The sequence below is a fragment of the Streptomyces sp. NPDC022552 genome (assembly GCF_055561875.1).
Map to the genome: position 1 here is coordinate 102,456 of NZ_JBVHGJ010000020.1, position 14,368 is coordinate 116,823.

The 14,368-nt window shown below is 70.9% G+C and carries 14 protein-coding genes; 1 reads left to right on the top strand and 13 read right to left on the bottom strand.

Translation table 11 applies throughout. The annotated features are described in order from the left end of the window. Positions 1-27 precede the first annotated feature (27 nt). The 6 genes from carB to pyrR form a co-directional block, all read right to left on the bottom strand. Positions 28-3,336, bottom strand: a complete 3,309-nt coding sequence (gene carB / locus ACZ3OF_RS34025; protein ID WP_361678600.1) for a carbamoyl-phosphate synthase large subunit — start codon at positions 3,334-3,336, stop codon at positions 28-30. After that, positions 3,329-4,471, bottom strand: coding sequence for a glutamine-hydrolyzing carbamoyl-phosphate synthase small subunit (gene carA / locus ACZ3OF_RS34030; protein WP_361604701.1), 1,143 nt, complete (start codon positions 4,469-4,471; stop codon positions 3,329-3,331). The genes carB and carA overlap by 8 nt, the downstream gene beginning before the upstream one ends. Next, the gene (locus ACZ3OF_RS34035) at positions 4,468-5,034 is read right to left on the bottom strand and encodes a PH-like domain-containing protein (protein ID WP_361678597.1); all 567 of its coding nucleotides are present in this window, start codon (positions 5,032-5,034) and stop codon (positions 4,468-4,470) included. The genes carA and ACZ3OF_RS34035 overlap by 4 nt, the downstream gene beginning before the upstream one ends. Continuing rightward, positions 5,031-6,317: a dihydroorotase gene (locus ACZ3OF_RS34040; protein ID WP_361678594.1), complete on the bottom strand. Its 1,287-nt coding sequence runs from the start codon at positions 6,315-6,317 to the stop codon at positions 5,031-5,033. The genes ACZ3OF_RS34035 and ACZ3OF_RS34040 overlap by 4 nt, the downstream gene beginning before the upstream one ends. A 2-nt stretch (positions 6,318-6,319) precedes the next feature. Beyond that, on the bottom strand, positions 6,320-7,300 hold the full coding sequence (locus ACZ3OF_RS34045) for an aspartate carbamoyltransferase catalytic subunit (protein ID WP_361445172.1): 981 nt from the start codon (positions 7,298-7,300) through the stop codon (positions 6,320-6,322). 111 nt (positions 7,301-7,411) lie between these two features. Continuing rightward, positions 7,412-7,975 (bottom strand): bifunctional pyr operon transcriptional regulator/uracil phosphoribosyltransferase PyrR, encoded by a 564-nt coding sequence (gene pyrR, locus ACZ3OF_RS34050; RefSeq protein WP_361445175.1) that lies wholly within the window; start codon positions 7,973-7,975, stop codon positions 7,412-7,414. A gap of 254 nt (positions 7,976-8,229) precedes the next feature. On the opposite strand from pyrR, the gene bldD reads away from it, so the two are divergent. After that, positions 8,230-8,730: a transcriptional regulator BldD gene (gene bldD / locus ACZ3OF_RS34055; protein WP_015032294.1), complete on the top strand. Its 501-nt coding sequence runs from the start codon at positions 8,230-8,232 to the stop codon at positions 8,728-8,730. 195 nt (positions 8,731-8,925) lie between these two features. On the opposite strand, the gene nusB is transcribed toward bldD, so the two are convergent. The 7 genes from nusB to ACZ3OF_RS34090 form a co-directional block, all read right to left on the bottom strand. Then, a complete protein-coding gene (gene nusB / locus ACZ3OF_RS34060) occupies positions 8,926-9,357 on the bottom strand; it encodes a transcription antitermination factor NusB (RefSeq protein ID WP_352186558.1) in 432 nt (143 codons plus the stop codon). 2 nt (positions 9,358-9,359) lie between these two features. Next, a complete protein-coding gene (gene efp / locus ACZ3OF_RS34065) occupies positions 9,360-9,926 on the bottom strand; it encodes an elongation factor P (RefSeq protein WP_361445999.1) in 567 nt (188 codons plus the stop codon). 49 nt (positions 9,927-9,975) lie between these two features. Continuing rightward, complete coding sequence (locus tag ACZ3OF_RS34070; protein WP_361678591.1) at positions 9,976-11,082, bottom strand: aminopeptidase P family protein; 1,107 nt, start codon at positions 11,080-11,082, stop codon at positions 9,976-9,978. A gap of 78 nt (positions 11,083-11,160) precedes the next feature. Next, positions 11,161-12,126, bottom strand: a complete 966-nt coding sequence (locus ACZ3OF_RS34075) for a P-loop nucleotide/nucleoside kinase family protein (protein ID WP_467308706.1) — start codon at positions 12,124-12,126, stop codon at positions 11,161-11,163. Between the two features lie 123 nt (positions 12,127-12,249). After that, positions 12,250-12,696, bottom strand: a complete 447-nt coding sequence (aroQ, locus tag ACZ3OF_RS34080; RefSeq protein ID WP_361678586.1) for a type II 3-dehydroquinate dehydratase — start codon at positions 12,694-12,696, stop codon at positions 12,250-12,252. Further along, entirely contained in the window at positions 12,693-13,787 is a 1,095-nt protein-coding gene (gene aroB / locus ACZ3OF_RS34085; protein WP_361678583.1) for a 3-dehydroquinate synthase, read from the bottom strand. Before aroB ends, aroQ begins: the two co-directional genes overlap by 4 nt. Beyond that, positions 13,784-14,269: a shikimate kinase gene (locus ACZ3OF_RS34090; RefSeq protein ID WP_361678838.1), complete on the bottom strand. Its 486-nt coding sequence runs from the start codon at positions 14,267-14,269 to the stop codon at positions 13,784-13,786. Before ACZ3OF_RS34090 ends, aroB begins: the two co-directional genes overlap by 4 nt. Positions 14,270-14,368 lie beyond the last annotated feature (99 nt).

A 14,368-nucleotide genomic window follows, 5' to 3' on the forward strand; every position in this document is an offset into this window, starting at 1 on the left:
CGTTTCCGGTGTCCCCCTCGTGGGTTGCTAGTCGCGGGCCGCGGTCAGGTGTTCCGCGTGTTCCTGGAGCGAGCGGACGCCGACGTCGCCGTGGCCCAGCGCCTCGATGCCCTGGACGGCGGCGGCGAGCGCCTGGACCGTGGTGAGGCACGGGACGGAGCGGGCGACCGCCGCCGTACGGATGTCGTAGCCGTCGAGGCGGCCACCGGTGCCGTACGGGGTGTTGACGATCAGGTCGACCTGCCCGTCGTGGATGAGCTGGACGATCGTCTTCTCGCCGTTCGGGCCCTCGCCCTCGGACTGCTTGCGCACGATCGTGGCGTTGATGCCGTTGCGCTTGAGCACCTCCGCCGTGCCCGAGGTGGCCATCAGCTCGAAGCCGTGGGCGACCAGCTCGCGCGCCGGGAAGATCATCGAGCGCTTGTCGCGGTTGGCGACGGAGATGAAGGCGCGGCCCTTGGTGGGCAGCGGGCCGTAGGCGCCCGCCTGCGACTTGGCGTACGCCGTGCCGAAGACGGTGTCGATGCCCATGACCTCGCCGGTGGAGCGCATCTCCGGGCCGAGGACGGTGTCCACGCCGCGGCCCTGGATGTCGCGGAAGCGGGTCCACGGCATCACGGCCTCCTTGACGGAGATCGGCGCGTCGAGCGGCAGGGTGCCGCCGTCCCCGGTCTTCGGGAGCAGGCCCTCCTCGCGCAGCTCGGCGATGGTGGCGCCGAGCGAGATGCGGGCGGCGGCCTTCGCCAGCGGCACGGCGGTCGCCTTCGAGGTGAAGGGGACGGTCCGGGAGGCGCGCGGGTTGGCCTCGAGGACGTACAGGATGTCGCCGGCCATCGCGAACTGGATGTTGATCAGGCCGCGTACGCCGACGCCCTTGGCGATGGCCTCCGTGGAGGCGCGCAGGCGCTTGATGTCGAAGCCGCCGAGGGTGATCGGCGGCAGGGCGCAGGCCGAGTCGCCGGAGTGGATGCCGGCTTCCTCGATGTGCTCCATGACGCCGCCGAGGTAGAGCTCGTGGCCGTCGTAGAGGGCGTCGACGTCGATCTCGATGGCGTCGTCGAGGAAGCGGTCGACCAGGACCGGCCGCGTGGGGCTGATCTCGGTGGACTCGGCGATGTACGACTCCAGGCGGGTCTCGTCGTAGACGATCTCCATGCCGCGGCCGCCGAGCACGTACGAGGGACGTACGAGGACGGGGTAGCCGATCTCGTCGGCGATGGCCTTGGCGCCGGCGAAGGTGGTCGCGGTGCCGTGCTTGGGGGCCGGGAGGCCCGCCTCGGCGAGGACCTGGCCGAAGGCGCCGCGGTCCTCGGCGGCGTGGATCGCCTCCGGGGAGGTGCCGACGACCGGTACGCCGTTGTCCTTGAGCGCCTGGGAGAGGCCCAGCGGGGTCTGGCCGCCGAGCTGGACGACGACACCGGCGACGGGACCGGCCAGCGTCTCGGCGTGCACGATCTCCAGGACGTCCTCGAGCGTCAGCGGCTCGAAGTACAGGCGGTCGGAGGTGTCGTAGTCGGTGGAGACGGTCTCCGGGTTGCAGTTGACCATCACGGTCTCGTAGCCGGCGTCGCTCAGGGCGAAGGAGGCGTGGACGCAGGAGTAGTCGAACTCGATGCCCTGGCCGATCCGGTTCGGGCCGGAGCCCAGGATGATCACGGCGGGCTTGGTGCGCGGCGCGACCTCGCTCTCCTCGTCGTACGAGGAGTAGAAGTACGGGGTCTTGGCGGCGAACTCGGCGGCGCAGGTGTCGACCGTCTTGTAGACCGGGCGGACGCCGAGCGCGTGCCGGACCTCGCGGACGACGTCCTCGCGCAGGCCGCGGATCTCGGCGATCTGGGCGTCGGAGAAGCCGTGGCGCTTGGCCTCGGCGAGCAGCTCGGGGTGGAGCTTCTCGGCCTCGGCGAGCTCGTCGGCGATCTCCTTGATGAGGAAGAGCTGGTCGACGAACCAGGGGTCGATCTTCGTGGCCTCGAAGACCTCCTCGGGGGTGGCCCCGGCGCGGATGGCCTGCATGACGGTGTTGATACGGCCGTCGGTCGGGCGGACCGCCTCGCCGAGCAGCTCGGCCTTGTCCCCGGGCTCGCCGACGAAGGTGAACTGCGAGCCCTTCTTCTCCAGGGAGCGCAGGGCCTTCTGGAGCGCCTCGGTGAAGTTGCGGCCGATGGCCATGGCCTCGCCGACGGACTTCATGGTCGTGGTCAGCGTGGAGTCGGCCTGCGGGAACTTCTCGAAGGCGAATCGCGGGGCCTTGACGACGACGTAGTCGAGCGTGGGCTCGAAGGACGCCGGAGTCTTCTCCGTGATGTCGTTGGGGATCTCGTCCAGCGTGTAGCCGACGGCGAGACGCGCCGCGATCTTCGCGATCGGGAAACCGGTCGCCTTGGAGGCGAGGGCGGAGGAGCGGGAGACGCGCGGGTTCATCTCGATGACGATGATCCGGCCGTCGTCCGGGTTGACCGCGAACTGGATGTTGCAGCCGCCGGTGTCGACGCCGACCTCGCGGATGATCGCGATGCCGATGTCGCGCAGCCGCTGGTACTCGCGGTCGGTGAGGGTCATCGCCGGGGCGACGGTGATCGAGTCTCCGGTGTGGACGCCCATGGGGTCGAAGTTCTCGATGGAGCAGACGACAACGACGTTGTCGTTCTTGTCGCGCATCAGCTCCAGCTCGTACTCCTTCCAGCCGAGGATGGACTCCTCCAGGAGCACCTCGGTGGTGGGAGAGAGCGTCAGGCCCTGGCCGGCGATGCGGCGCAGCTCGTCCTCGTCGTGGGCGAAGCCGGAGCCGGCGCCACCCATGGTGAAGGAGGGGCGGACGACGACGGGGTAGCCGCCGAGCGTGTCGACGCCCTTGAGGACGTCGTCCATGGAGTGGCAGATGACCGAGCGGGCGGACTCGCCGTAGCCGATCTTGGCCTTGACCGCCTCGACGACGCCCTTGAAGAGGTCGCGGTCCTCGCCCTTGTGGATGGCCTCCACGTTGGCGCCGATGAGCTCGACGCCGTACTTCTCCAGGACGCCCTGCTCATGCATGGAGATCGCGGTGTTGAGCGCGGTCTGGCCGCCGAGGGTGGGCAGGAGCGCGTCGGGGCGCTCCTTGGCGATGATCTTCTCGACGAACTCGGGGGTGATCGGCTCGACGTAGGTGGCGTCGGCGATCTCCGGGTCGGTCATGATCGTGGCCGGGTTGGAGTTCACCAGGATGACCCGCAGGCCCTCGGCCTTGAGGATGCGGCAGGCCTGGGTGCCGGAGTAGTCGAACTCGGCGGCCTGGCCGATGACGATCGGGCCGGAGCCGATGACCAGGACGGACTGGATATCGGTGCGCTTAGGCACGCTCGGCCTCCATCAGGGATACGAAACGGTCGAAGAGGTACGCGGCGTCGTGCGGGCCCGCGGCCGCCTCGGGGTGGTACTGGACGGAGAAGGCCGGCTGGTCGAGCAGCTGGAGGCCCTCCACCACGTTGTCGTTCAGGCAGACGTGCGAGACCTCGGCACGCCCGTAGGGGGTCTCGGAGACCTTGTCGAGGGGCGCGTCGACGGCGAAGCCGTGGTTGTGCGCGGTGACCTCGACCTTGCCGGTCGTACGGTCCTGCACCGGCTGGTTGATGCCGCGGTGGCCGTACTTCAGCTTGTAGGTGCCGAAGCCGAGCGCGCGGCCGAGGATCTGGTTGCCGAAGCAGATGCCGAAGAGCGGGGTCTTCCGCTCCAGGACGGCCTGCATGACGGCGACGGGGCCGTCGGCGGTGGCCGGGTCACCGGGACCGTTGGAGAAGAAGACTCCGTCGGGCTGGACGGCGTAGACGTCCTCGGCGGTGGCGGTGGCGGGCAGCACGTGCACCTCGATGCCGCGCTCGGCCATACGGTGCGGGGTCATGCCCTTGATGCCGAGGTCGACGGCGGCGACGGTGAACTTCTTCTCGCCGATCGCGGGGACGACGTACGTCTCCTTGGTGGCGACCTCGGCGGAGAGGTTCGCGCCCGTCATCTCGGGGGCCTGGCGGACCTCGGCGAGCATGGTGCCCTCGTCGGGCAGCACGTTGCCGGAGAAGATGCCGACGCGCATGGCGCCGCTCTCGCGCAGGTGGCGGGTGAGGGCGCGGGTGTCGATGCCGGAGATGCCGACGACGCCCTGGGCGGCGAGCTCCTCGTCCAGCGAGCGCTTGGCGCGCCAGTTGGAGGAGACGCGCGCGGGGTCACGGACGACGTAGCCGGAGACCCAGATGCGGGAGGACTCGGGGTCCTCGTCGTTGACGCCGGTGTTGCCGACGTGCGGGGCGGTCATCACGACGACCTGGCGGTGGTACGACGGGTCGGTCAGGGTCTCCTGGTAGCCGGTCATGCCGGTGGAGAACACGGCCTCGCCGAAGGTCTCCCCCACGGCCCCGTAGGCACGGCCGCGGAAGATGCGGCCGTCCTCCAGGACGAGTACGGCGGGAACTTTGCCGGTTCCCCGGGTGGAGGTCGTCATCGTGCGGTGCCTTCCGTCGTCTTGATCATGCTGTTCAGGGTCTCGACCCAGGTGGCGTGCTCCGCCGCCCGGTCGGACCGGAAGCCGGAGTCGAGCAGCTTCTCGCCGTGCGCCCACGTGACGATCAGCAGCCCGCCCTCGGCGAGGACCTTGCCCGCGATGCCCTTGTCGAGCCGGGCCTCGCGCAGGGCCGCGGCCGGGATGAGGAAGTCGTTCGCCCCGGGGCGTACGACCTCGATCCCCGCGTCCGTCAGGGTCAGCTCGACGCGGCTGCGGGTGCCGAGGCCGTGGGCGACGATCCGGTCGAGCCACTGTCCGGCCGTGGTCGAGCCGTGGTACCGGCCGGTGAGCTTCAGTGTCGCCTCACCGGCGGCCTCGGGCATTTCCGGCAGTTCGGGCAGGTCCGACTGGAGGCTGCCGCGCCACTTCCATCCCTGGCGCATCAGCCAGTAGACGAAGGCGATGAAGAGCAGGAGTCCCGCGACCCAGCCGATCCGCCCGGCCCAGTCGGTCACCTCCGCCGACTTCTTCTCGGCCTCGGCGGCCAGTTCGATGAGTGTCACGCCAGCTTCCCGTCGACGAGCGTTGCCCGGCCCCGCAGGAAGGTGTGGGTGATGCGTCCCGGCAGCTCACGGCCCTCGTAGGGGGTGTTGCGGCTGCGGGAGGCGAAGCCCGCGGGGTCCACGGGTCCACGGTATGCCGGATCGACCAGGGTCAGGTTGGCGGGCTCACCTGCCGAGACGGGGCGTCCGTGGCCCTTGGCCTGCCCGATCTCGGCCGGCTTGACGGACATCCGGTCGGCGACGCCGGCCCAGTCGAGGAGTCCGGTCTCGACCATCGTCTGCTGGACGACGGAGAGCGCGGTCTCCAGGCCGACCATGCCCATGGCGGCCGCGGCCCATTCGCAGTCCTTGTCCTCGTGCGGGTGCGGGGCGTGGTCGGTGGCGACGATGTCGATGGTGCCGTCGGCCAGGGCCTCGCGCAGCGCCATCACGTCACGCTCGGTGCGCAGCGGCGGGTTGACCTTGTAGACCGGGTTGTACGAGCGCACCAGCTCGTCGGTGAGGAGGAGGTGGTGCGGGGTGACCTCGGCGGTGACGTCGATGCCGCGGGACTTGGCCCAGCGGACGATCTCGACCGAGCCGGCGGTGGAGAGGTGGCAGATGTGGACCCGGGAGCCGACGTGCTCGGCGAGGAGCACGTCACGGGCGATGATCGACTCCTCGGCGACGGCCGGCCAGCCGCCCAGACCGAGTTCGGCGGAGACGATGCCCTCGTTCATCTGGGCGCCCTCGGTGAGGCGGGGCTCCTGGGCGTGCTGGGCGACGACGCCGCCGAAGGCCTTCACGTACTCCAGGGCGCGGCGCATCATCACGGCGTCGTCGACGCACTTGCCGTCGTCGGAGAAGACCGTGACGCCGGCGGCCGAGTCGTGCATGGCGCCGAGCTCCGCGAGCTTCTTGCCCTCGAGGCCGACGGTGACGGCGCCGATGGGCTGCACGTCGCAGTAGCCGGACTCCTTGCCGAGCCGGTAGACCTGCTCGACGACACCGGCGGTGTCGGCGACCGGGAAGGTGTTGGCCATCGCGAAGACGGCGGTGTAGCCGCCGGAGGCGGCGGCCCGGGTGCCGGTGAGGACGGTCTCGGAGTCCTCACGGCCGGGCTCGCGCAGATGGGTGTGGAGGTCGACCAGGCCGGGCAGCAGGATCCGGCCCTCGGCCTCGACCACCGTCGCGCCCTCGGCGGACAGTCCCGTACCGACCTGCGCGATCGTCTCGCCGTCGATCAGGACGTCCTGCGCCTCGCCGCCCAGCACCTTGGCACCGCGGATAAGAATCTTGCTCATGGTTACTTGCTCTCCTCGGTACGCATGTGGCTGACGGCGGGCTCGTTGCCGCCCAGAAGCAGGTAGAGGACGGCCATGCGGATGGAGACGCCGTTGGCGACCTGCTCGACGACCGTGCAGCGGTCGGAGTCGGCGACCTCGGCGGTGATCTCCATGCCGCGGACCATCGGGCCGGGGTGCATGACGATGGCGTGCTCGGGCATCCTCGCCATCCTGTCGCCGTCGAGCCCGTACCGCCGCGAGTACTCGCGCTCGGTCGGGAAGAAGGCCGCGTTCATCCGCTCGCGCTGCACACGCAGCATCATGACCGCGTCGGACTTCGGCAGCACGCTGTCGAGGTCGTAGCTGATGTCGCAGGGCCAGGTCTCGACGCCGACGGGGACGAGCGTGGGCGGGGCCACCAGGGTCACCTCGGCGCCGAGGGTGTGCAGCAGGTCGACGTTGGAGCGGGCGACCCGGCTGTGCAGGACGTCGCCGACGAGCGTGATGCGCTTGCCCGCGAGGTCCTGGCCGAGACCGGCGTCGCGGCCGACGAGGCGGCGGCGCATGGTGAAGGCGTCCAGCAGGGCCTGGGTGGGGTGCTGGTGGGTGCCGTCGCCGGCGTTGATGACCGGGGCGTCGATCCAGCCGGAGGTGGCGAGCCGGTAGGGGGCGCCGGAGGCGCCGTGGCGGATGACGACGGCGTCGACGCCCATCGCCTCCAGGGTCTGCGCGGTGTCCTTGAGGGACTCGCCCTTGGAGACGCTGGAGCCCTTGGCCGCGAAGTTGATCACGTCGGCGGAGAGGCGCTTCTCGGCGGCCTCGAAGGAGATCCGGGTACGGGTGGAGTCCTCGAAGAAGAGGTTGCAGATGGTCCGGCCGCGCAGCGTGGGCAGCTTCTTGATCGGCCGGTCGGCGACCCGGGCCATCTCCTCTGCGGTGTCGAGGATGAGGACGGCGTCGTCGCGCGTGAGGTCGGCGGCCGAGATGAGGTGACGCATCATCGGGGTGTTCTCCGTGGTCGGGAGGTGGGGGGTCCGGGGGTGTTCCGGGAGACCCCGTCGGGGTGCGGGCGCGCAGGGGTGTGCCCTGGACCCGTCGGGAAGCCGGACCGGCTAGGCGGAGGTCTTGCTGCCGAGCAGCACGGTGTCGCGACCGTCCTCCTCGGCGAGCTGGACCTTGACCGTCTCGCGCAGCGACGTGGGGAGGTTCTTGCCGACGTAGTCGGCGCGGATCGGGAGTTCGCGGTGGCCGCGGTCGACGAGGACCGCGAGCTGGACGGCCCTGGGGCGGCCGATGTCGCCGAGCGCGTCGAGCGCGGCGCGGATCGTACGGCCGGAGAAGAGCACGTCGTCGACGAGGACGACCAGCCGGCCGTCGATGCCGTCACCGGGGATCTCGGTGCGGCCGATGGCGCGGGCGGGCTTCATCCGCAGGTCGTCGCGGTACATGGTGATGTCGAGCGAGCCGACCGGGATCTTGCGTCCGGTGATCTCGGCGAGCTTGTCGGCCAGCCGACGGGCGAGGAAGACGCCACGCGTCGGGATGCCGAGGAGGACCACGTCGTCGGCGCCCTTGGCGCGCTCGACGATCTCGTGGGCGATGCGGGTCAGGACCCGCGCGATGTCGGGGCCCTCGAGAACCGGGCGTGCGGCATCGGTGTGCTGCTGTGCGTCCATATGAAACGGACCTCCTTCTCCGCCTCACGGGACGGACCTTAAAGGACGTCGGATTTGCGCCCTCGACTCTACCAGGGGCGGGTGACCGTCCTGCTCACCACCCTGCCGCCACTCCGGGCGCCGTCCCCCGGGAGGGGGCGGTACGGACCATTCGGCTTGACGGGGGAGAGTAACGCTGCGTAACCTCACAGTGAGTTACCAGCCAGGCGGCGGAGCCGCACGTTGTCTACAGCGTCCAGCGTCCGGGGAGCTATATGTCCAGCGAATACGCAAAGCAGCTCGGGGCCAAGCTCCGTGCCATCCGCACCCAGCAGGGCCTTTCCCTCCACGGTGTGGAAGAGAAGTCCCAGGGCCGCTGGAAGGCCGTCGTGGTCGGCTCGTACGAGCGTGGTGACCGCGCCGTGACGGTGCAGCGCCTCGCCGAGCTGGCGGACTTCTACGGCGTCCCGGTGCAGGAGCTCCTGCCGGGCACGACCCCGGGCGGGGCCGCCGAGCCGCCGCCGAAGCTCGTCCTCGACCTGGAGCGGCTTGCCCACGTCCCGCAGGAGAAGGCCGGCCCGCTGCAGCGCTACGCGGCGACGATCCAGTCGCAGCGCGGTGACTACAACGGCAAGGTGCTGTCGATCCGCCAGGACGACCTGCGCACGCTCGCGGTCATCTACGACCAGTCGCCCTCGGTGCTGACCGAGCAGCTGATCAGCTGGGGCGTCCTCGACGCGGACGCGCGCCGCGCGGTCGCTCACGAGGAGAACTGAGAAGAAACGTTGCCGCCGGGGTGCGGAGGGCCTGAGGGCCTTCCGCACCCCGGCGGTTTCTCTGTGTCCGGAGGGTCCTGAACGTCGGCTCCGACGGTCCGGACATCGGTTCTGACGGTCCAGGGTCGCGGGGTACGCCGAAGGGGCCCGCAGCACGGTGTGCTGCGGGCCCCTTCGACTGCCGGAGGCCGTTTCTCAGGCGTCCCGGCGCAGACGTGGCTTCAGGTCCTTGAAGCGGGCCAGAAGGCCGTTGACGAAGGTCGGCGACTCGTCCGTGGAGAACTCCTTGGCGAGCTGCACCGCCTCGTCGATCGCCACGGCGTCCGGGGTCTCGTCCAGCCAGATCAGCTCGTACGCACCGAGGCGCACGATGTTCCGGTCGGCGACCGGCATCCGGTCCAGGTCCCAGTCCACCGCGTAGGTGGCGATGAGCTCGTCGATCCGGTTCGCGTGATCCGCGTACCCCTCGACCAGCACCATCGTGAACTCGTTGACCGGCGGCTGACGGTCGTCGGACCGTGCGTGCCGGACCCAGTCCGCGAGGACCTGCTGCACGGACGCACCGCGCTGGTCGGCCTCGAAGAGGATCTGGAAGGCGCGCTTACGGGCCTTGCTGCGGGCAGCCACGGTTAGCTGTTCACCCGGCCGAGGTAGTCGCTCGTGCGGGTGTCGACCTTGATCTTCTCACCGGTGGTGATGAAGAGGGGGACCTGGATCTCGTGACCGGTCTCCAGCTTGGCCGGCTTGGTGCCGCCGGTGGAGCGGTCGCCCTGGACGCCCGGGTCGGTGTGCTCGATCGTCAGCTCGACGGCGGCCGGAAGCTCGACGTAGAGCACCGCGCCCTCGTGCTGCGCGACCGAGGCGGTGAAGCCCTCGATCAGGAAGTTGGCGGCGTCGCCGACGGCCTTGCGGTCGACGTGCAGCTGGTCGAAGGTCTGCATGTCCATGAAGACGAAGTAGTCGCCGTCCATGTACGAGAACTGCATGTCGCGGCGGTCGATGGTGGCCGTCTCGACCTTCACACCGGCGTTGAAGGTCTTGTCGACCACCTTGCCGGAGAGCACGTTCTTGAGCTTGGTGCGCACGAAGGCCGGGCCCTTGCCGGGCTTGACGTGCTGGAACTCGACGACGGACCAGAGCTGGTCCCCGTCGAGCTTGAGCACCATGCCGTTCTTGAGGTCGTTCGTGGAAGCCACGGTTGCGGAATCTCCTGGACTGACGTGGGACCAGGGAGGCGTACGCGCCCTACAGCGCGAGCAGCTCCTTGGTCGTAATGGTGAGTAGCTCGGGTCCGCCGTCCGCCTCCTGGCGCACGACGAGCGTGTCATCGATCCGGACCCCGCCCCGGCCCGGGAGGTGGACCCCCGGTTCGACGGTGACCGGCACACAAGCGTCCAGTTTACCCATGGCCGCGGGTGCGAGCTGCGGGTCCTCGTCGATTTCGAGACCGACACCGTGCCCGGTGACCGGCGGAACCGCCTCACCGTGCCCCGCCGCGTCCAGGATCTGGCGGGCCGCGCGGTCCACGTCGCGGAACTCGGTGCCGGGGGCGAGGGACTCCCGTCCGGCCCGCTGAGCGGCGAAGACGAGGTCGTACAGCTCGATCTGCCAGTCCGCGGGCGTGGTGCCGATGACGAACGTACGGCCGATCTCGCAACGGTAGCCGCGGTAGTTCGCGCCGAGGCAGACGGAGAGGAAATCTCCCTCCTCGACCCGGCGGTCGGAGGGCTTGTGGCCGCCGCGCCCGGAGTTCGGGCCGGTGCCCACGGAGGTCGGGAAGGCGGCGCCGTCCGCCCCGTGGTCGACGAGCCTGCGCTCCAGCTCCAGGGCGAGATGGCGCTCGGTCCGCCCCACGAGGATGGATTCCAGGAGCTCCCCGAGCGCCTGGTCGGCGATCTCGGCGGCGATCCGCAGACAGGCGATCTCGTCCTCGTCCTTCACGATCCTCAGCTGCTCGACGGCCCCGCCGAGATCGGCGAGCCGGACCTGCGGCGCGACCGAACCCATCGCACGGTGACGGGCCACGGTCAGATGGTGCTCCTCGACGGCGAGGGCCTCCGCGCGCGCCTTGGCGGCGATGCCGACGGCGGCGACGGCCGGGTCTCCGCCGGCTGCGGGCAGCACCGTCTGACAGAGCAGCTCGTCGAGCCGCCCGTCGGCCGGATCGGCACCCGGTGTGGTGGGGCAGAGCAGCACGTCCTGGTCCGGGCCGAGGAGGAGTACGGCGCCGGGGGGCGAACCGCCCGCGAGATAGCGGACGTTGGCGGGGCGGGAGACCAGGGCCGCCGGGCTGCCGGCTGCCGCGCACCGGTCGCGCAGCCGCGAACGGCGGTCCGCATACACCTCTGACATGTTCCGAGCCTACGAGGAGGCGGGCGTCCCGGCCCGCTCAGCGCGGCCGACCGGGCCACCGGCGGCCGCTTCGGGCCGTCACCAGGCGGGCGGGCTGGCGATGGAACGGGCCAGGACCTCGTCGAGGACCCGGGCGGTGGTCTCGACGTCGTACGTGGAGTTGTCGATGATCGGCAGGCCGGAGCCGTACCAGCCGGCCATCCGGCCGTGTATGGACGCGACCTCCTCGTCCGACAGGCGCCGGTTGCCGCTGCGCTCGGCGTTCCGCTCCAGGACGATCTCCAGACCGGGCAGCAGAACGACCGGAAGCAGCCCCGGGCCGACGTGGCGCTTCCAGCCGCCGAGGCCGACGACGGGACGGTCGGGGAAGACGGCGTCGTCGAGGATGCAGGAGATTCCGTTGGCCAGGAAGTTACGGGCCGCGAAGCCGCAGGTGCGGCGGGCGAGGCGGTACTGGGCCTCGGAGTGCTCGTTCCAGCCCGACTGCGGGTCGGCGAAACCGGAGCACACCCATTCGCGGACGTCGTCGAGGCTGATGTGGGCGGTGGGCACGCGCCGGCTCTGTGCCCAGTGCCGGGCGACGGTCGTCTTGCCGGCGCCCGCGGGGCCGATCAGCAGCACGGCGAGGGTCGCCGTGCCGGTGCCGGGCTCGGCGGGTGGCGCGACGGGCACCGCGACGGGCGGCAGCGGTACCTGTCCGGTGACGTCCCGCGGCACGGTACCGGGCTGTCCGGGGTGTGCCTGACCGCCCCCGGAGCCCCAGCCCGGGGCCTGCGGCGCGGAGTACGGGGCGGCGGCGCCGGGCGCCTGAGGGACCGGGTGCGGTCCGGGAGGTCCGGCGGGGGGCACGGGCGGCCCCGGCGGCGCGACGTGCGGCTGCCCGGGGGGCTGAGGGTGCGTATGGGACTGCGGGTGCATGTGCGGCTGCGGTGCCGGGTGGCCGCCCTGCGGTGCGGGCGGCACGGGCGGTATGGAGGGCCGGCCGGCGCCGGGCGTCCACCCCGAGGGGTCGGGCGGCAACGGAGCCCCCACTGCGTGCTGCATCCGGTGCCACTCCGTCTCGTACGGCCGATACTTCCGGGTACGTTACCGCCCCCGGCCCCCACAGGGGGAACGGCCGGGGGCGGTCAAGGGTGCCCTGCCTGCCACGTCGGGTCGGCAGGTTCGTCAGCCGGCCAACTCCTCGGCGAGCGCCCGCAGGGCCAGCCGGTAGGAGCCGATGCCGAACCCGGCGACGGTCCCGGTCGCCACGGCGGCGACGACCGACGTGTGCCGGAACTCCTCACGGGTGTACGGGTTCGAGATGTGCACCTCGATCAGCGGCGCGGTCCGCTGGGCGGCCGCGTCGCGCATCCCGTACGAGTAGTGCGTGAACGCGCCCGGGTTGAGAACGACCGGAATCGAACGGTCCGCGGCGTCGTGGAGCCAGCGGATCATCTCGCCCTCGTCGTTGGTCTCCCGGACCTCCACGTCGAAGCCGAGCTGCTCCCCGAGCGCCTTGCAGGACTCCACGAGGCCCTTGTACGACGTGGCGCCGTAGATGTCGGGCTCGCGAGAGCCCAGCCGGCCGAGGTTCGGACCGTTCAGGACGAGGACGTGTCGCCGTTCGCTCACGCGGACACCTCGCCGTAGGCGGCGACGAGGACGGCGGGGTCGGGGCCTTCGAGGACGGTGGGCTTGCCCAGGCCGTCCAGGACGATGAACCGGAGCAGGTCGCCCCGGGACTTCTTGTCGACCTTCATCGCCTCGAGCAGCTTGGGCCACTGGTCACCGCGGTAGGTCAGCGGCAGACCGACCGACTCCAGGACCGTGCGGTGCCGGTCGGCGGTCGCGTCGTCCAGACGCCCGGCCAGTCGGCCCAGCTCCGCCGCGAACACCATCCCCACCGAGACGGCGGCGCCATGACGCCACTTGTAGCGCTCGTTCTTCTCGATCGCATGGGCCAGGGTGTGGCCGTAGTTGAGGATCTCCCTCCGGCCCGACTCCTTCAGGTCACCGGAGACCACCTCGGCCTTGACCCGGATCGAGCGGACGATCAGCTCGGCCGTGTGCGGCCCTGCCGGCGTCCTGGCGCCCTCCGGGTCGGCCTCGACGAGGTCGAGGATCACCGGGTCGGCGATGAAACCGGCCTTGATGATCTCCGCCATTCCGCTGACGTAGTCGTGGACCGGCAGCGACTCCAGCGCCGCCAGATCGCACAGCACGCCCGCCGGCGGATGGAAGGCGCCGACGAGGTTCTTGCCCTCGGCGGTGTTGATACCGGTCTTGCCGCCGACGGCCGCGTCCACCATCGCCAGCACCGTGGTCGGCACGGCGATCCAGCGGACCCCGCGCAGCCAGGTCGCGGCCACGAAACCGGCCAGATCGGTCGTCGCCCCGCCGCCCACGCCCACGATCACGTCGGTGCGGGTGAACCCGGTCTGCCCCAGCGCCTTCCAGCAGTACGCGGCGACCTCGGCGGTCTTGGCCTCCTCCGCGTTCGGCACCTGGATGGCCACGGCCTCGAAGCCCTGCCCGGCGAGGTCGGCCCGCAGGGCCTCACCCGTCTCGGCCAGCGCCTCGGGGTGGATCACGGCGACGCGCTTGGCCTTCTGTCCGATCAGGGCGGGCAGCTCGGCGAGCAGCTGACGCCCGACCAGCACCTCGTACGGATCCGTACCCGCCGAACCCCCGACCTGGATACGGGTCACTTCCTGGTCCGTCATACGTCCTTCTTCAGCTCCAGAGCGTCGAGGACCGCGTCCGCGACCTCGTCGGGTGTGCGGTCGTCGGTGGCGACGACGACCCGGGCGACTTCGGTGTAGAGGTGGCGGCGCGCCTCCATCAGCTCGCGCCACTGGCGGCGCGGGTTGACGGCGAGCAGCGGCCGCGCGGTGTTGAGGCCGACGCGCCGTACGGCCTCCTCGACGTCCATCGAGAGATAGGCGACGGGCAGTCCGCTGAGGAGTTCGCGGGTACCGGCGTCGAGGACGGCGCCGCCGCCGAGCGCGAGGACTCCCTCGTGCTCGGCGACGGCGGTGCTCACGGCTTCCCGCTCCAGGGCGCGGAAGTGCTCCTCGCCCTCCTCGATGAAGATGTCCGCGATCTCACGGCCCTGGGCGGCGACGATGTCGGCGTCGGTGTCCCGGTAGGGCACGTCGAGCAGCTCGGCGAGGAGCGCGCCCACCGTGGACTTGCCGGAGCCCATGGGCCCGATCAGGACGATCAGGGGTGCGGTCACCGGATCTGGAGGTTGTCGAGGTACGAGCGCACGTTGCGGCGGGTCTCCGGCACGCTGTCGCCGCCG